Source organism: Mesorhizobium sp. M1088 (assembly GCF_040318575.1).
Classification (GTDB): Bacteria; Pseudomonadota; Alphaproteobacteria; order Rhizobiales; family Rhizobiaceae; genus Mesorhizobium.
Genome location: NZ_JAMYMO010000002.1, coordinates 164251 through 182192, shown reverse-complemented (window position 1 = coordinate 182192; position 17942 = coordinate 164251). Strand labels below are relative to the sequence as shown.

The window sequence follows — 17942 nt, the reverse complement described above, 5'->3', positions numbered from 1 at the left end:
TCAGATGTCGTGCTTGCGAATGTTCTTCAGCATCTTCTGCAATGTCGCGATCAGCGCCGCGTATTCGGCATCGTCCACATCGTCGAACATTGCCTCGAAAGCGTCGTGCATGGCCGGCCAGGCGCGCGCGAACTCGGCGCGGCCATCGTCGGTCAGGAACACATGGCGGATACGGCTGTCGGTGACCCCCTGCTCGCGCCGCACAAACCCTTGCCCCTCCAGCGTGTCGAGCGTCCGGCTCAAGGTCGACTGCTCGATGACGGTATAGACCGAGAGATCGTTGACGGTGACGCCATCGGTGACCGACAACACGGCCAGCGTGCGCACCTGGGGAATGGTCAGGCCCTGCTTGCGGAAATTGTCACGCAAGGTGGCGTTGTAGCGGCCCATGATGCGGTTCATCAGATAGGGCGCGAATTGCTGCAGGCCGATCTGGCCCAAAGTCGAGATGCGCTGGCGCTTTTCAACCTTCTGTTCCATCACAGCCTCCCCGCCAGGAGAAAGCCGGAGCCGCCGCCCAAGCCAGCACCCGGATGGGTCGAGGCACCGATGTGGTAGAGACCCCTGACCCCGGTGGCGTGATTGCGGCTCGTCTTGAACGGCCGCCACAGAAACGACTGGTCGATAGCCGAGGAACCGCCATAGGGGTCGCCGCCGACCAGATTGATGTTCATCGCTTCCAGGTCGGCCGGCGAACAGGCGCGGCGTGCGATGACGCTGTCCTTGAACCCATCGATATGGCTGGCGAGGATCGCTTCGGCACGGTCGGCATAGGCTTCGCGCAGCGCCTCGGTCCAGCGACCGTCTGCCGGTGTTTGCAGTTTGCCGGCGGCATCGCCCTTGATATGCCGTGGAGCCTCGGGCAGTTGCAGCCACAGGACCGCCTTGCCGTCCGGGCAGCGCGACGGGTCGAGCGCGTGCGGCTGGCCGACGCACATGGTCGGCACCTCCGGCAGCATGCCGCGCACGGCTTCGTTGCAGGCCTTCGAGACGCCGTCGAGCCCCGGCGTCAGATGCAGCAGCGCGACCTTGTCCAGGCCCTCGCCGCGCCATGCCGGCGGCTTGTCCAAGGCATAGTGGATCTGGAAAGTGCCCTTGCCGTAGCGGTATTTTTGCGCTGCCTCGACGTCTGCTTTCGGCGCCGCGTCGCCGAGCAGCCGCTCGTAGAGCTGGGTCGGCGTGACCGAGCAGATGACGCTCTTGTTCACGTTGATCGTTTCGCCCGAAGCCAGCCGCACGCCGGCGGCGCGGCCTCCGCTTTGGACAATAGCCGCGACGTCGGCGCCGGTGCGGATTTCGCCGCCACGTTCCTTGATCAGGGCCTCGAAGGCGGCCAGCAGATTCCTGGCACCGCCCTTGACGATCGGCGCGCCGGCCGCCTCAAGCGCGAAGGCGATGACCTTGGCGATCTGGCCGGAGAACGCGTCCTCAGGCCCGAGGCCGGCATGCAGCACCCAGGGCGCCCACAGCGCGCGCATCGTTTCCGACTGGTAGGTGCTTTCCAGCCAACCGCGCGCCGGCACCAGCGCGCTGCCGAGAAAGGCGGCAAGGCCACGCGGGCCGCGCCGCCAGGCTTCACCCGCCAGCAGCCTGGCCGTCGGGTAGGACCATAGGCTGCCACCGAGCAGTCCGAACAGCAGACCGGCGTTGCGCTCGATCTCGCCGACATCGTTTGCGTGCCGGTCGCCGTCGCCCGCGGCAAGCGCATTGATCGCCGCTACATTGGCGATACGATCGGTGCGCAGGACGGCATGGCTGCCGTCCGGGCGCAGCACACCGGTCGGCGTGGAGCTGTTGCAAAACTCCAGGCCGTGCCGCGCCAGATCCTTGCCCAGCGCCGCATAGGCCGGCGAGGTGATGAACAGGACAAAGGTCGTCGCCATCACGTCGTGGATGAAGCCGGGCGCGGTGATTTCTTCGGTGCGCATGCAGCCGCCGATGCGGTCGTTGCGCTCGAGCACCAGCACCTTCGCCCCCTTGCCGCCAAGCATCGCCGAGCAGACCAGCGCGTTGATGCCGCTGCCGACGACGATGTGATCGGGAGCGCTCATCGATGCGTGCTCCTAGCAGAGATTGGCGCTCTACGGCGCCGTAGAGCCGCAGCTTTGCAAGGCTGCCGCTCCCACTCCGTCACCACCGTGCCACTTCCGCACATGATCTTCTCCCGAAGACCGCAGCTACCCTATTGCCTTGGCACCAACGCCAACGCGCGGATCGGGCTGCCGGTGCCGTGCTCGATCTTGAGCGGCGCCGCGATCAGGATCGCGCCTTTCGGCGGCAGCCGGTCGAGGTTGCAAAGGCTGGCGAGACCGTAGCGGTTAGCCTTGTGCATCAGGCTATGCGCCGGGAACGGCGGCTCCATTCCCCCTGCTTTTCCAGCATCCGTGCCGATCGTCTCGCTGCCCCAGCCCTTGATGTCCTTGCTAATCAGATACTGGATGGCTTCGGCGGTCGGGCCAGGCGTGTGCGGTCCGGTCTCATTGGCGTTGAGGAACTCGGCTTCCGAGCCGTTGCGCTTATACCAGTCGGTGCGCATCACCACCCACTCGCCGGGGTTGATAGCGCCATGTTCGGCTTCCCATGCCTTGATGTGATCGATGGTGAGCAGGAAATCGTGATTGGCTGCCGCTTGCTTGGAACAGTCGATGACGTTGACGGGTCCGACGAAGTTCTGCGCCGGAATGGTGTCGGTGGCGCCGTCCGAATAATCCTTGCCGGTGATCCAGTGGTTGGGCGCGTCGAAATGCGTGCCCGAATGCTCCCCGAGCTTGAGCCAGTTCCACGCCCACCACGGGCCGTTCTTGTCATAGGCGGAGATGGCGTGGATCTCGATCTTCGGCGTGTCGACCGCCAGTTCCGGCGGCAGCTTGATCAGCGGCGTGTCGGGCCCGAGCGGCGCCGTCAGGTCGACCACCTGGATGGCGCCTGAAAGCAGCTGGCCGGCGACTTCGCCTAAAAGTTGTTGTGTGTCCATGGTCTCTGTTCCCTCTTTCTCGATGGTGCTGAAGGCTCTCGCGGCCCTTAATATCCTACTAGACGAAAACATATGCATCTGCAATTATCTTTAAGCATAAAGGAAATGGGACGGGGCGTGAGCGAGTTTGACGCCATATTTGTCGGGGCAGGCCACAACAGTCTGGCATGCGCCGCGCATCTGGCGCTCAAAGGCTGGAAAACGGCAGTTTTCGAGCGTAATGCAACGATCGGCGGCGCCGTTCAGACGCGCGAATTGACGCTTCCGGGCTTCCGGCACGATTTCGGCGCGATGAATCTCAGCCTGTTCGCCGGCTCGGCCTTTCACAAGAAATATGCAAATGAATTGAAAACCCACGGGCTGGAATTCGTGCCGGTGGCCGACTGTTTTGCCAGCGCCTTCCCCGACGGTCGCTGGTTCGGCGTCAGCAGCGACCTGGAAGTGACCGCCTCGCGCATGGCCGCTTTTTCCGACGCCGACGCACAGACATGGCGCCGTCTGGTTGCGGCATTCCCGGCGGAGGCCGAGCATCTGTTCCGGCTGCTGGGCTCGCCGATGAGCGGCCGTGCGCTCGCCGGCACCGCCTGGAACCTCTGGCGCAAGAAGGGTTTTGCCGGCGCGCTCGATACAGGTCGGTTGCTGCTTTCGTCACCCCGCGCCTGGCTCGAGGATACTTTCGAGTCACCGCATGTCAGGGCGACGCTGGCCACCTGGGGCATGCATCTCGATTTCGCGCCTGACATCGCCGGCGGCGCGGTGTTCCCTTACCTCGAATCCATGGCCAACCAGTGCTTCGGCATGGTGCTCGGCAGAGGCGGCGCCGACACGATTATCCGCGCTTTGTCGGGCATGCTCACGGCCGCCGGCGGCAAGATCGTCACTGGGGCTGATGTCGCCGAGATCACGGTTTCGGCCGGCAAAGCGACCGGCGTGCGGCTCACTTCCGGCGAGACCCACACCGCCACCAAGGCCGTCATCGCCGGTGTCGCGCCCAAGGCGCTGACCGGGAAACTGTTGCCTAACGGATCCGGCGACACCGGCTTCGACACGGCCGTGAAAAAATTCCGCCACGCGCCGGGGACGTTGATGATCCATCTGGCGCTCGACGACCTGCCGGACTGGCGCGCCGGTGCCGAGCTTCGGCAGTTCGCCTATGTGCATCTGTCGCCGTCGCTCGATGCCATGTCCTGGACCTATCAGCAGGCGATGTCAGGGGTGCTGCCGGACGAACCGGTGCTGGTCGTCGGCCAGCCGACGGCCGTCGATCCCTCGCGCGCGCCGGACGGCAAGCACGTACTTTGGGTGCAGGTGCGCATGCTGCCAGCCGAGATTGCAGGCGATGCGGCGGGCACGATCGCGGCGGCTCACTGGGACGAGGCTAGGGAGCACTACGCCGAGCGCGTCCTCGACATTATCGAGCGCTATGCGCCCGGCCTTCGTCGGAAGATCCTCGGCCGCGCCGTGTTCTCGCCCATCGACCTCGAACGCGAGAACCCGAACCTTGTCGGCGGCGACCAGATCTGCGGCAGCCATCATCTGGCGCAGAATTTCCTGTTCCGGCCGGCGCGCGGTTACGCTGGCTGGAACACGCCGGTCGGCAATCTGCACCTGACCGGGGCGGCAACATGGCCCGGCGCCGGCACCGGGGCGGCGTCGGGCTTCATGCTCGCGCAACAACTTGGCGGGAGGTAGGCTCCATTTTTCATCTAGGGTGAAGGAGGACAAGGCGCGGTTGCCCAAGGAGCCTGAACCCACCGATTGACAACGACACCGCGCATAAAAGCAACAGGGGAACGACCATGACAATCAACAGACGAGAATTGCTCGGATATGGCGCGGCCGCACTTGGCGCCACGGCGCTCGGCCTGCCGCAAATCGCCAGGGCTGCCGGCGAACTGACCATCGCCTACAATGTCAATTTGCCGTCCTGGGACCCGACCACCGGGCCTTCAGCGGTCAACCCGACCATCCAGGGTCTGTACCAGTCGGTGTTCGACCAGTTCATCCCGCAGAAGCCGGATCTTTCTTTCGCGCCCGGCCTGCTCACCGAATGGGGCTGGAACGAGGGTCGCAGCAAGATCATGATGACGGTGCGCGAGGGCGTCACCTGGCATGACGGCTCGCCATTCACGGCCGAAGACGTGGTCTGGTCGCTGCAGCGGGCGGGCGATGAAAAAACCGGCAACCCGATCCAGTTCGTCTGGAAGAACGTCAACAACTTCAAGATCGACGGCGACAAGATCACCGGCGACGTCGTGCAATTCGACCCGGTGTATTTCAAGTGGATGTCGTTCCTGACCGGCTACATCATGCCGAAGGCCTATTACGAAAAGGTCGGCGCCGAGGGTTTTGAGAAAGCCCCGATCGGCACCGGGCCCTACATGGTCGACAAATTCGAGCGCAACGCCTTCCTGCGGCTCAAGGCCAACCCGAACTACTGGGGCAGCAAGCCGGCCTTCGAGAACGTAACCATCAAGTTCGTTACCGATGCGGCGAGCCGCGTCGCCGAGATCGAGTCCGGTTCCTCGCAGGTGACCCTCGAGGTCCCCTATGAGGAATATGACCGCCTGATCGCCAAGGATGGACTTGCCGGCTCATGCAAGAACGTTTCCGACATCGGCATGATCTTCTTCAACGACATCGACGTGATGCTGGACAAGAACGTGCGCCAGGCGGCGGTGATGGCGGTCGACAAAAAGCTTTTGGTCGACCGGCTGCTGCGCGGTTACGGCCAGCCCATCGATACGCTGGAGACGCCGGAATACGCGGCCTACGATGCGTCGATCAAGGTGGAGCACAATCCGGACAAGGCCAAGGAACTGCTGGCCGCCTCCGGCTATTCGCCGGAAAAGCCGGTCAAGTTCACGATACAGACGACGAAGGGCTTCAAGCCCAAGGATTACGAGATGATCCAGGCGATCGTCGGCATGTGGCGCAAGGTCGGCATCGAGGCGACGATCGAGGTCTACGAGATCGCCAAGCACTACGAGCTGCGCGCCGCCGACAAGCTGGCGCCGGCGGCCTTCTACAATTGGGGCAATGCCATCGGCGATCCCACCACGTCGACCGGCTTTGCCATGTATGGCCCGAGCCCGCATTCGGTGTGGGACAGCCAGGACCTGATCGACATGATCAACCCGCTATGGGGCGAGAAGGACGAGGCCAAGCGCATTGCCGGCTGGAAGGCCGTCGACAAATATATCGCCGAACAGGCCTATGTGCTGCCGCTGATCCAGTATGCGCAGCCGATCGTGCATGCCAAGGGCGTCAATGTGGTGCAGCATGTGTCCGGCGCGCTGTTGCCGGCGCTGATGAGCCCGGCCTGAGATCAGCCCAGGACTAACGCGCGCCGTCTGCAACCACGGCGCGCCTTTTCCGCCAGGCATACAGGCGACCATGCTGCTGCAAAGATTCCTGATCCGTCTTCTGACCATGGCGATCACGCTGTTCGGCGTGGCGATCGTCGTCTTCATCGTCATCCGTGTCGCGCCGGGCGACCCGATCGCGATGATGCTGCCGCCCGGCGCGACCGATGCCGACATCGCTCGGCTGCGCGCGCTTTACGGGCTGGACAAGACCATCGTCCAGCAATTCTTCATCTGGCTGGCCGGTGTCGTCAGGGGCGATTTCGGCACGTCGATCTCACTGCGGCAGGACGTGCTTGGGCTGGTCTTCAATCGCCTCCCGGCGACGCTGGAACTCGCCATCGTCGCGCTTGTGATGGCGCTGGCGATCGGTGGCACGACGGCGATCCTCGGCGCGCGCGAACGCGGCACCGCGGTCGAAGCCGGCATCGACATTGCCAGCGGTGCGGCACTCTCGATTCCCGATTTCCTGTGGGGCCTGGTGCTGATCCTTCTGTTCGGCGTGCTGGTGCCTATCTTCGACATTTCTGGCCGGGTGTCGCCGCAGCTCGACCTGCCCTTCGCCACGCAATTCTATCTGTTCGAAAGCATTGTACGGCTGCGCTTCGACCTGACCAGGGACCTGCTGGCACACATGCTGATGCCGGCGATTGCGCTGGCGCTGCCACTGGCCGCGATCATCTCGCAGCTGCTGAAACAGTCGCTGAAGGAAGTGCTCGACCTCGACTACGTCGTACTGGCGCGGGTAAAGGGCTTTTCGGAAACGCAGGTCATCCTGCGCGAGGCGCTGAAGAACGCGGCCCTGCCGACGCTGACGCTGGTCGGCGTGCAGTTCACCTTCCTGATCGGCGGCACGGTCATCGTCGAACGACTGTTTTCCTATGAAGGTCTCGGCAACATGGCGATCGATGCCGTCATCAACCGCGACCTGCCGCTGATCCAGGGCATCGTGCTGGTCTTCGCGCTGCTGTTCGTGCTGATCAACCTTGCCGTCGACATGATGTACGCCCTGCTCAATCCGAGGCTGCGCCATGGATGAGGCCCGCATTTCGAGACATGGCTCGCGGGCACGCCTGTGGCTGGCCGGCGGCTGGCTGCTGATTGCGCTGCTGGCCGCGATTTTTGCGCCGTTGGTCGCACCGCAGGACCCGCTGGCGCAGGATTTGATGCTGGAGCGGCTGCCGCCTTTCTGGATTGATGGCGCCGAGCCCGGCTACTGGCTCGGCACCGACAGCCTCGGCCGCGATCTTCTGTCACGGCTGATCTTCGGTGCCCGTATCGCCTTCATCGTCGCCTTCGCGGCAGCCTTTGCCGCCTGCCTGGTCGGCTCGACGCTCGGCCTGATCGCCGGCTATTTCGGCGGCTGGGCCGACCGCATCATCTCACGTATCGTCGATGTCTGGATGGCGTTTCCGCCGGTGCTGTTTGCCATCCTTCTGGTCGCCGTGCTCGGCACCGGCTTGAGCTCGGTTATCATTGCCATTGCCGTCATCGACTGGACGCGCTTCTGCCGGGTGATCCGCGCCGAGACGATGGGCCAGTCGCGCATGGACTATGTCGAGAACGCCCGCATCGCAGGCTACGGCCGCATCGGCATCATGCTGCGCGAAGTGCTGCCCAATGTGGTGCCGTCGATCGTCGCGCTGCTGTCGCTGGAGATGGGCATTGCCGTCATCGTCGAGGCGATCCTGTCCTTCGTCAATCTGTCGATCTCGACCGACGACCCGACCTGGGGCGGCATCATCGCCGAGGGTCGCCTGTCGATCCATCAGGCCTGGTGGGTGCTGGTGTTCCCGCTGGTCACCCTGATCCTGACGGTGCTGTCGTTCAGCCAGTTTGGCGAGGGCCTCAGGGCACGTTTCGATCCGGTGCTGCGATGAACGCGCAGGCGAAACCCTGCCTCGACATACGCAGCCTTAGCGCGGTGCTGCCTAATGGCTTGCGCGTGCTGCGCTCGGCGTCGCTCGCCGTCGAGCCCGGTGAGGTGCGCGCGCTGGTCGGCGAGAGCGGCGCCGGCAAGACGATGATCGGCAAGGCGGTGCTTGGCGTCCTGCCTTCGAGCGTGCGCATCGTCGAAGGCGATATGCTGTTCGAGGGCGAGGACCTCGGCAAGCTTCAGCCAAAGGCAAGGCGCACGCTGATCGGCGCGCGCACGGCGCTGATCCCGCAGGATCCGCTTACCGCGCTCAACCCGTCACGCCGCATCGGCCCGCAGATGACCGACCGGCTGGTGCGCATCCTCGGCTGGAGCGGCGAGAAGGCCGATGCACGCATCCGCCGATTGCTGGACGAGGTGCAGATCCGCGACCCCGAGCGTGTCCTCAAATGCTATCCGCACGAGCTGTCCGGCGGCATGCGCCAGCGCGTGCTGATCGCCGCGGCGTTTGCGGCCGAACCAAGGCTGATCGTCGCCGACGAGCCGACCACGGCGCTCGACGTGACGGTGCAGAAGCAGATCCTGCGGCTGATCGCGCAGCTGCAGCGCGAGCACGGCACGGCGATCCTGTTCGTTACCCATGATCTCGGCGTCGTCGCCAAGATCAGCCAGAAGGTCTCGGTGCTCTATGCCGGCAAGGTGGTGGAGGAGGCCGAAACGGCCGCTCTCTTCGCTGCCCCGCAGCACCCCTACACGCGAGCGCTGATGGCCGCGACTCCGCGCTACACCGATCCCTTCGCTTCGCTGAAACCCGTGGACGAGGCGGTACTGGCCGGGCTAGCCGCGGAGATCGCCGCCGCCGATCAGGCCTGGAGGCGCCCGCATGGCTGAGCCGCTGTTTTCCGTGCGTGGGCTGAAGGTCGCGCTGCCCGACATGACGCGCAAGCCGCTGATCGGCCGCGCGCCCTTGGCCGAGATCCTGAAAGGGCTGGATTTCGACCTGCCAAAGGGATCGGTGACCGGCATCGTCGGCGAATCCGGCTCCGGCAAATCGACGCTTGGCCGCGCCTTAGTGCGGCTTCTGGAGCCGAGCGCCGGCAAGGTCATCTTCGACGGCCGCGACATCACACACCTGCCTGAGGCCGAGCTCCGGCCGCTGCGCCGCAATCTGCAGATGATCTTCCAGGATCCGATGTCGTCGCTCAACCCGCGCCGCACCATCTTCAGCATCATCGCAGCACCGCTCAAGCAGAACGGGCTTGGCGACAATCTCAGGGATCGTGTCGCGGAGGCGTTGCAGCGCGTCGGCCTGCCGCAAGGCTTCGCCAGCCGCTATCGTCATGAATTGTCGGGCGGCCAGCGCCAGCGCGGCGGCATTGCCCGCGCGCTGGCGCTGTCGCCGAAATTCGTGCTGGCCGACGAAATCGTCTCAGGCCTCGACGTGTCGACGCAGGCACAGATCCTGACGCTGCTGGAAAAACTCGCCGCCGAAATGGGCCTGACCGTTGCCTTCATCAGCCATGACCTGTCGGTGATCCGGCGGCTCTGCCGGCAAGTGATCGTCATGCGCGAAGGCGCGATCGTCGAAGCCAGTGCGACGGATACTTTGTTCGAGCAGCCGCAGCAGGCTTACACGCGCGACCTCCTCGCCGCCATTCCGCTGCCTGAGATCGATGACGCCTGGCTGCTTCCCGCCGCAAAGGCGCTGGCATGAACACATTCCTATTCGCACGCTAAAGAGCGGGCCTCAGGCGTGCACCCGGCAAAATGTCCCGCGATGGAGGATGACTGACATGAAGAATGCAATCCGCTACGCAGTGCTCACCGCCACCGTGCTGGGAGGCATCGGCACGGCTTACGCCAGTTCCATTCCCGGCATGCGTGGCCACGACCACACCGGCGTCACCGTCCCCGACATGGAGCAGGCGGTCGATTTCTTCACCGAGGTGGTTGGCTGCAAGAAGGCGATGTCGTTCGGCCCGTTCGCCGACGACAAGGGCACATTCATGCAAGATCTGCTGGGCGTCGATCCCAAGGCGGTGATTGAGGAGATCATCCTGGTCCGCTGCGGACACGGGTCGAACATCGAGCTGTTCAAATACACCGCGCCGGACCAGAAGGACCTGACGCCTCGCAACAGCGACATAGGCGGCTTCCATATCGCCTTCTATGTCGACGACATCGCCGCCGCAAAAGCCTATCTTGACGGCAAGGGCGTCAAGACGCGGATGGGGCCGCTGCCGGTTACCGAAGGCCCGGCCGCCGGCCAGACCATCCTCTACTTCCAGGCGCCCTGGGGCTTGCAGTTGGAAGCGATCAGCTATCCCAATGGCATGGCTTATGAAAAAGATGCGGAGACGGTGCTGTGGAGCCCGAAGAACCCGGAAAAATAGCCCGGGGCGTCCCTGGCCTGCGCAAGCCGACTGCCGGCAAGCTGGGTTTCTGGGGCGGATTGTTTCAATCCTGAAACTTCAAGCTTGAATTAATCCGTCTCAGGCGTAAACTCGACAAACAGAAGCGAAGAGGAGATCGCACGATGAAAGTTGCGGTTCTCGGCGGCGGACCAGCCGGGCTCTACTTTGCAATCTCGCTGAAGCTCAGGGATGCCGCGCATGAGGTCACGGTGTTCGAGCGCAACCGTGCCGATGACACGTTTGGCTGGGGCGTCGTGCTGTCGGCCGAAACGCTGGAGAACCTGACCAAAAACGACCCGGTCAGCGCCGTCTGGATCCGCAAGCATTTCGCCTATTGGGACGATATCGCCGTCATCCATGACGGCGTGCGCACGGTCTCGACCGGTCACGGCTTTTGCGGCATTGGCCGCAAGCGGCTGCTCACATTGCTGCAGCGGCGCGCGCGCGAACTCGGCGTCAAGCTGGTCTTCGAAACCGACATCGCCGATCCCAAGCCATATATGGAGACGCACGACCTGGTTGTCGCCGCCGACGGGTTGAACTCGAAAGCGCGGAGCACCTTCGTCGACGTGTTCAAGCCCGATATCGACATTCGTAGATGCAAGTTCGTCTGGCTCGGCACCCACCAGAAATTCGACGACGCCTTCACCTTCATCTTCGAAAAGACCGAGCATGGCTGGGTGTGGGCGCATGCCTACCAGTTCGACAGCGATACCGCGACCTTCATCGTCGAATGCAGCGAGCAGACCTGGCAGCGCTTCGGCTTCGGCGCGATGTCGCAGCAGGAATCGATTGCCGTCTGCGAGCGCATCTTTGCCCGTCATCTCGGCGGCCACGCGCTGATGACCAACGCCAATCATATCCGCGGCTCGGCGTGGATCAATTTCCCGCGCGTCTTGTGCGAACGCTGGTCCTACACGAACCTGGCGCTGATGGGCGACGCGGCGGCGAGCGCGCATTTCTCGATCGGTTCCGGCACCAAGCTGGCGCTGGAAAGCGCGGTGGCGCTGGCCGACTATGTCGAGTCCGAGCCAGACCTCGAGGCCGCCTTTAGCAAATATGAGGACGCCCGCCGCACCGAAGTGCTGAAGCTGCAGTCGGCGGCGCGCAATTCGCTCGAATGGTTCGAGGAGGTCGAGCGCTATCTCGGCCTCGATCCGGTGCAGTTCAACTATTCGCTGCTGACGCGTTCGCAACGCATCAGTCACGAAAATTTGCGGCTGCGCGATGCCGAATGGCTGGCCGGCGCCGAGGAGTGGTTCCAGCGCCAGGCCGGCGCCGGGGGCAACAATCTGCGTCGCGCGCCGATGTTCGCGCCGTTCCGGCTGCGCGGCATGGCGCTGCAGAACCGCGTCGTCGTCTCGCCGATGGCGCAGTACAAGGCGGTCGACGGCTGTCCGACCGATTGGCATTTCGCCCATTACGCCGAACGGGCCAAGGGCGGCGCCGGTCTCCTCTACATCGAGATGACGTGCGTCAGCGCGGAGGGCCGCATCACGCCTGGCTGCCCCGGTTTCTATGCGCCCGAGCATGAGGTCGCCTGGAAGCGGCTGGTCGAGTTCGTCCATGCCGAAACCGAGGCCAAGATCTGCGCCCAGATCGGCCATTCCGGTGCAAAGGGGTCGACCAGGCTCGGCTGGCAGGGAACCGACGTGCCGCTGCCCTCAGGCAATTGGCCCGTCATGGCAGCGTCTTCCGTGCCGTGGTCGCGGGAAAACCAGGTGCCGAAGGCGATGGACCGCGCCGACATGGATATGGTGCGCGGCCAGTTTGTCGCTTCGGCCGAGATGGCGGCGCGCTGCGGCTTCGACATGCTCGAAATCCACGCCGCGCACGGCTATCTCCTGTCCTCCTTCATCACGCCCTTGACCAACCGGCGCACCGACTCCTATGGCGGCTCGCTGGAAAACCGCATGCGCTACCCCTTGGAAATCTTTCATGCGGTGCGCGCCGCGTGGCCGGCCGAGAAGCCGATCTCGATGCGCATCTCCGCCAATGACTGGCTGGGCATCGAAGGCGTGACGCCGGCCGATGCCGTAGAGATCGCGCGGCTGCTGCATGAGGCCGGCGTAGACATCTGCGACGTATCGGCCGGCCAGACGTCGGCCGTGGCAAGACCGGTCTATGGCCGCATGTTCCAGACGCCGTTTTCCGATCGCATCCGCAACGAGGTCGGCATGGCGACGATGGCGGTCGGCAATATCTATGAGCCGGACCACGTCAACTCGATCCTGATGGCGGGCCGCGCCGATCTCGTCGCGCTGGCTAGGCCGCATCTTGCCGATCCGTATTGGACGCTGCACGCAGCTGTCACGCTTGGCGATCGCGGCGTCAAATGGCCGGATCCCTATCTGCCCGGCCGCGACCAGCTCTACCGGGTGGCCGAACGCGAAGCGGCAGCGGGGCTGAAAGTATGAGTGCCGCGGTGACGATTTCGCGGCGTCATGCGCTGGTCACCGGCGGCGGCTCCGGCGTCGGCCGCGCGATCGCGCTGGCGCTGGCCGGCGCGGGCGTTGACGTGACCATCTGCGGCCGGCGCGTGGAGCCGCTTGCCGAGGTCGCCGCGGAGAACAAGTCCATCTTCGCCATTGCCGCCGACGTCACCGACGAGACGTCGATGGCGTCGCTCTACGAGGCCGCGGAAGCGGCACGCGGAGCGTTCGACATCGTCGTTGCCAATGCCGGCATGTCCGGCAGTGCCCCGGCGCAGCGGACCTCGCTGGCAGACTGGCAGCGCACGCTCGACGTCAACTTGACCGGTGCGTTCCTGACGGTGAAGCCGGCGTTGGCCGGCATGGCAGTGCGCAAGACTGGCCGTATCATCTTCGTCGCTTCCACCGCCGGACTGAAAGGCTATCCCTATGTCGCAGCGTACGTTGCCGCCAAGCATGGCGTCGTCGGCCTGATGCGGGCACTCGCCGTCGAGACCGCCAAGTCCGGCATAACAGTGAATGCCGTGTGCCCAGGGTTTGTCGAAACCGAGATGCTGGAGAGCACCGTCCAACGCATCGTCCAAACGACCGGCCGCTCGTCCGAGCAGGCACGGACGAGCCTAGCCGCGACCAACCCGCAAGGCCGCTTCATCCAGCCGGAAGAAATTGCGGCCGCGGTACTTTATCTGTGTGGCGACGCCGCCCGGTCGATTACCGGACAGACGATTTCGATCTCCGGAGGTGAGACATGGTAGCCGGTCCCCTGCCCGCCCCGTCCGGACCCGGCAAGGACCGCCTGCGGCTGTGGATACGCCTGCTGCGCGCCTCGCGCACCATCGAGGCCGAGCTGCGCGAACGACTGCGGCAAGAGTTCAACACAACGCTGCCGCGCTTCGACGTGATGGCCGCGCTCTACCGCGCGCCGGAGGGCATGCTGATGAGCGATCTTTCGCGCTTCCTGCTGGTGTCCAACGGCAATGTCACCGGCATCATCGACCGGCTGGTCTCGGAAGGGTTGGTGATGCGGGCCCGACGCAATGGCGACCGCCGCACCTCGATGGTGCGGCTGACGGAAGAGGGATCGAAGATTTTCGCCGTGATCGCCGCCGCGCATGAGAAATGGGTCGGCGAGTTGCTGGGCAATGTGAGCGAGGATGAGGCGCGCAGGCTGACCGGCATGCTGACCTCCTTCCGCAGCAATTGGGAGGGACGGGAATGACGAAGCTGGCCGGCCGCAAGCCGAAGCATTTCCTCTGGCAGGTCGAAGGCAAGATCGCAAAGATCCGGCTCGATCGACCGGAGCGCAAGAACCCGTTGACCTTCGACAGCTATGCCGAATTGCGCGACATATTTCGCGACCTTGTCTACGCCGATGATGTCGATGCTGTGGTGTTCCTGCCCAATGGCGGCAATTTCTGCTCGGGCGGCGATGTCCACGAAATCATCGGCCCACTGATCAAGATGGACATGAAGGCGCTGCTCGCCTTCACCCGCATGACGGGCGATTTCGTCAAGGCGATGCTGAATTGCGGCAAGCCGATTATTGCGGCGGTCGATGGCGTGGCGGTCGGCGCCGGCGCGATAATCGCCATGGCCTCCGATATCCGCATCGCCACGCCCCAGGCCAAGACAGCATTCCTGTTCACCCGCGTCGGCCTTGCCGGCTGCGACATGGGGGCCTGCGCGATCCTGCCGCGCATCATTGGCCAGGGCCGCGCCGCCGAGCTGCTCTATACCGGCCGCACGATGAGTGCCGAGGAAGGCGAGCGCTGGGGCTTCTACAACCGGCTGGTCGATACCGCAACGCTTGAGGCCGACGCGCTCGACATGGCCGCGCGCATCGTTTCCGGCCCGACCTTCGCCCATGGCATGACCAAGACGCAGCTGAACCAGGAATGGTCGATGGGTCTCGACCAGGCGATCGAAGCGGAAGCGCAGGCGCAGGCGATCTGCATGCAGACCCGCGATTTCGAGCGGGCGTACACGGCTTTCGTGGCCAAGGAGAAGCCGGTGTTCGAGGGAAATTGAGATGATCGCTTCCACGCTGGCGGGACAGCACCCCCCTCTGGCCTGCCGGCCATCTCCCCCTCAAGGGGGGAGATTGGATATCAGGCCCGCTTTCGCCAATCTCCAACATCGCAGGGAGAGCCGTGGCAGCGAAGCCGCCAATCTCCCCCCTAGAGATGTCCAGCAGGACAGAGGGGGGCGCCGTGGAGCGCCAGGGCCGGAGAATTGTGGAGGCAGCAATGCCTGACCGTTCCTTCCTCTCCTGGCCGTTCTTCGAGGATCGCCACCGCGATCTGGCGGAGCGGCTGGAGGCATGGTGCGCCAAGAACCTGCCGGTCGCGCATGACGATGTCGACGCGGCCTGCCGCGAGTTGGTGGCGAGGCTTGGCAAAGACGGCTGGCTGAAGCCAACGGCGTTCGATGTGGACAATCCGGGACCGCTCGACGTGCGCACGCTCTGCCTCACGCGCGAAACGCTGGCCCGGCATGACGGGCTGGCCGATTTCGCCTTCGCCATGCAAGGGCTCGGCACCGGCGCACTCAGCCTGTTCGGCACGCCCGACCAGCAGCACTGGCTGGCGAAGACACGGGCCGGCAAGGCGATTTCGGCTTTCGCGCTGTCGGAGCCGCGCTCGGGCTCGGACGTCGCCAATATGGAAATGACGGCCATGCGTGACGGCGACAGCTATCTCTTGTCCGGCGAAAAGACCTGGATCTCCAACGGCGGTATCGCTGACTTTTATGCTGTCTTTGCCCGCACCGGCGAAGCGCCCGGCGCCAAGGGGCTTTCCGCCTTTGTCGTGCCTTCCGAAACCGAGGGGCTGATCGTTGCCGAGCGGCTGGAGGTGATCGCGCCGCACCCGCTCGCCCGGCTGTCCTTCGACAATGCACGCATTCCAGCCTCGGCGCTGATCGGCAAACCCGGTGACGGTTTTCGCATCGCCATGTCCGTGCTCGACGTGTTCCGTTCGACCGTCGGCGCAGCGGCGCTCGGCTTTGCCCGGCGCGCGCTGGACGAAAGCATCACAAGAGTGGCCGAGCGCAGGCTGTTCGGTGCGCCGATGGCCGAGCTGCAGATGGTGCAGGGCCACATCGCCGACATGGCGCTGGATGTCGATGCCGCCGCGTTGCTGGTCTATCGCGCCGCCTGGACCAAGGACATGGGTGCCGCTCGGGTTACCCGCGAAGCCGCCATGGCCAAGCTGTTCGCTACCGACAAAGCGCAGGAGGTGATCGACAAGGCTGTGCAGCTGCATGGCGGCGACGGCGTCCGCAAGGGCCATATCGTCGAGAGCCTGTATCGCGAGATCCGGGCGCTGCGCATCTACGAGGGAGCGTCCGACGTGCAGAAGGTGGTGATTGCACGGCAAGTGATGGGAGCGGCCTGAGACGGGAGTTTGCGTGAAATTATTGTCTTCGAGTTTTGAGCGACCGGATTTGAGCATTGGGAGGTTTTGACATGCACACCATCCTGCAGCCGGAAGGCTGGGCGAAACCCGTCGGCTACGCCAATGGCGTCGCCGCGCGCGGGCAGCTTGTCTTCGTCGGCGGGCAGGTCGGCTGGAACGGACAGGGCCGCTTCGAGACCGATGATCTTGTCGGCCAGGTGCGGCAGACGCTGGCCAATATTGTCGCCGTGCTCGCCGAGGCCGGCGCCAAGCCGGAACATATCACCTCTATGACCTGGTACTTTACCGACAAGGCGGAATATCTGACCAATCTCAAGGGGATCGGCGAGGTTTATCGCGAGGTGATCGGCCGGCATTTTCCGGCGATGGCCGCCATGCAGGTGATGGCGCTGGTCGAGGATCGCGCCAAGGTTGAGATCCAGGCCACGGCGGTTATTCCGGAGTGACGGCAACACGCGGCAATTTTTTAAGCTTAAAACTTTCGCCTTGAAAAGCGCGGTACTTTGGATAGCATCCGATGTCTTGCGACTGCCGTGCCGGGAGGGCTTTCCGGCAGTCCCGTCACTTGACGCATCAAAACCGTGCGGGGCCAAACCCGTCCGATCACAACCAGAGGGAACGAAAATGAACTTCACCCGTCGCAACCTGCTGCTTCTTGCTGCTGCCATCGGCATCGCCGGCGGCCCGGCCTACGCCGAAGGCACGCTGAATGTCGGCGCCTATCCGACCAATCCGCCTTTTGAATACAAGAACGAGAGCGGCACGTTCGAGGGTTTCGAAGTCGACATCATCAATGAGGCGGCAAAGCGTATCGGCATGACCACTGATATCGCCGATCTCGGTTTCCAGGCGCTGTTCGCCGCCACCACCTCGAAGCGCATCGACGTCGCCATCTCGTCGATCACCATCACGCCGGAGCGGCTGAAGTCTCAGTCGTTCACGCAGCCCTACTATGATTCCGACATGGGCATCGCCGCGAAGGCCGACAGCCCGATCAAGGCCGAGGCCGACCTCAAGGGCAAGATCGTCGGCGTGCTGTCCGGCTCGACCGGCGAAGCCTGGGTCAAGGCCCACCAGGAAGCGGACGGGTTCAGTGACGTCAAGGGCTACGACACGCAGCAGAACTTGCTGCTCGATCTCAGCTCCGGCCGCGTCGATGCGGCGGTCAGCGATATTCCGGGCCTGGAATATTCTTTCACCAGGATGAAGGATCTCGCCGTAAAAGAGCGCATCAAGACCGGCGAGCAGTACGGTCTGATGATGACCAAGGACCACCCGCTGCTCGGCAAGCTGAACGACGCGCTGACCGCGATGAAGAAGGACGGCACGCTGGCCGCGATCCACAAGAAGTGGTTCGGCAGCGACGCACCTGCCGATTCCTCGACCGTCAAGGAAACTCCTATGCCGAAGGCCTGAGCGGCAGTTCACGCTTAAATGTCGTGCCGGCTTTCGATGCCGGCACGAT

The 17942-nt window shown here is 64.1% G+C and carries 17 protein-coding genes; 14 read left to right on the top strand and 3 right to left on the bottom strand.

The annotated features are described in order from the left end of the window. From NKH49_RS03615 to NKH49_RS03605, 3 genes are all read right to left on the bottom strand, one after another. Entirely contained in the window at positions 1–480 is a 480-nt protein-coding gene (locus NKH49_RS03615) for a MarR family winged helix-turn-helix transcriptional regulator (RefSeq protein ID WP_352455076.1), read from the bottom strand. Next, complete coding sequence (locus NKH49_RS03610) at positions 480–2051, bottom strand: phytoene desaturase family protein (protein ID WP_352925192.1); 1572 nt, start codon at positions 2049–2051, stop codon at positions 480–482. Before NKH49_RS03610 ends, NKH49_RS03615 begins: the two co-directional genes overlap by 1 nt. A 131-nt stretch (positions 2052–2182) precedes the next feature. Next, on the bottom strand, positions 2183–2974 hold the full coding sequence (locus tag NKH49_RS03605; protein ID WP_352613852.1) for a cyclase family protein: 792 nt from the start codon (positions 2972–2974) through the stop codon (positions 2183–2185). Between the two features lie 117 nt (positions 2975–3091). Here NKH49_RS03605 and NKH49_RS03600 point away from each other — a divergent pair, with 117 nt between their 5' ends. The 14 genes from NKH49_RS03600 (at position 3092) to NKH49_RS03535 (ending at position 17893) form a co-directional block, all read left to right on the top strand. Further along, on the top strand, positions 3092–4666 hold the full coding sequence (locus NKH49_RS03600) for a phytoene desaturase family protein (RefSeq protein WP_352871240.1): 1575 nt from the start codon (positions 3092–3094) through the stop codon (positions 4664–4666). Between the two features lie 107 nt (positions 4667–4773). Beyond that, positions 4774–6300 carry an ABC transporter substrate-binding protein gene (locus NKH49_RS03595; protein WP_352540478.1) on the top strand — a complete coding sequence of 509 codons (1527 nt, stop codon included), beginning with the start codon at positions 4774–4776 and terminating at the stop codon, positions 6298–6300. A 70-nt stretch (positions 6301–6370) separates the two neighbouring features. Next, the gene (locus NKH49_RS03590; protein ID WP_352470014.1) at positions 6371–7378 is read left to right on the top strand and encodes an ABC transporter permease; all 1008 of its coding nucleotides are present in this window, start codon (positions 6371–6373) and stop codon (positions 7376–7378) included. Beyond that, the gene (locus NKH49_RS03585; RefSeq protein WP_352540476.1) at positions 7371–8219 is read left to right on the top strand and encodes an ABC transporter permease; all 849 of its coding nucleotides are present in this window, start codon (positions 7371–7373) and stop codon (positions 8217–8219) included. Before NKH49_RS03590 ends, NKH49_RS03585 begins: the two co-directional genes overlap by 8 nt. Next, the gene (locus NKH49_RS03580; RefSeq protein ID WP_352925190.1) at positions 8216–9106 is read left to right on the top strand and encodes an ABC transporter ATP-binding protein; all 891 of its coding nucleotides are present in this window, start codon (positions 8216–8218) and stop codon (positions 9104–9106) included. Before NKH49_RS03585 ends, NKH49_RS03580 begins: the two co-directional genes overlap by 4 nt. Then, on the top strand, positions 9099–9929 hold the full coding sequence (locus NKH49_RS03575) for an ATP-binding cassette domain-containing protein (protein ID WP_352925188.1): 831 nt from the start codon (positions 9099–9101) through the stop codon (positions 9927–9929). The genes NKH49_RS03580 and NKH49_RS03575 overlap by 8 nt, the downstream gene beginning before the upstream one ends. Before the next feature lie 79 nt (positions 9930–10008). Continuing rightward, the gene (locus tag NKH49_RS03570) at positions 10009–10608 is read left to right on the top strand and encodes a VOC family protein (RefSeq protein WP_352470010.1); all 600 of its coding nucleotides are present in this window, start codon (positions 10009–10011) and stop codon (positions 10606–10608) included. A 143-nt stretch (positions 10609–10751) separates the two neighbouring features. Continuing rightward, a complete protein-coding gene (locus NKH49_RS03565; RefSeq protein ID WP_352613849.1) occupies positions 10752–13046 on the top strand; it encodes a bifunctional salicylyl-CoA 5-hydroxylase/oxidoreductase in 2295 nt (764 codons plus the stop codon). Then, complete coding sequence (locus NKH49_RS03560) at positions 13043–13816, top strand: SDR family NAD(P)-dependent oxidoreductase (RefSeq protein ID WP_352470008.1); 774 nt, start codon at positions 13043–13045, stop codon at positions 13814–13816. The genes NKH49_RS03565 and NKH49_RS03560 overlap by 4 nt, the downstream gene beginning before the upstream one ends. Then, the gene (locus NKH49_RS03555; RefSeq protein ID WP_023676834.1) at positions 13810–14280 is read left to right on the top strand and encodes a MarR family winged helix-turn-helix transcriptional regulator; all 471 of its coding nucleotides are present in this window, start codon (positions 13810–13812) and stop codon (positions 14278–14280) included. Before NKH49_RS03560 ends, NKH49_RS03555 begins: the two co-directional genes overlap by 7 nt. Next, entirely contained in the window at positions 14277–15089 is an 813-nt protein-coding gene (locus NKH49_RS03550) for an enoyl-CoA hydratase family protein (RefSeq protein WP_352613848.1), read from the top strand. The genes NKH49_RS03555 and NKH49_RS03550 overlap by 4 nt, the downstream gene beginning before the upstream one ends. A 218-nt stretch (positions 15090–15307) precedes the next feature. Continuing rightward, positions 15308–16456: an acyl-CoA dehydrogenase family protein gene (locus NKH49_RS03545; protein ID WP_352613847.1), complete on the top strand. Its 1149-nt coding sequence runs from the start codon at positions 15308–15310 to the stop codon at positions 16454–16456. Between the two features lie 71 nt (positions 16457–16527). Further along, the gene (locus tag NKH49_RS03540) at positions 16528–16923 is read left to right on the top strand and encodes a RidA family protein (RefSeq protein WP_352448544.1); all 396 of its coding nucleotides are present in this window, start codon (positions 16528–16530) and stop codon (positions 16921–16923) included. Positions 16924–17101: 178 nt separating this feature from the next. Further along, positions 17102–17893 carry an ABC transporter substrate-binding protein gene (locus tag NKH49_RS03535; protein WP_352613846.1) on the top strand — a complete coding sequence of 264 codons (792 nt, stop codon included), beginning with the start codon at positions 17102–17104 and terminating at the stop codon, positions 17891–17893. Positions 17894–17942 lie beyond the last annotated feature (49 nt).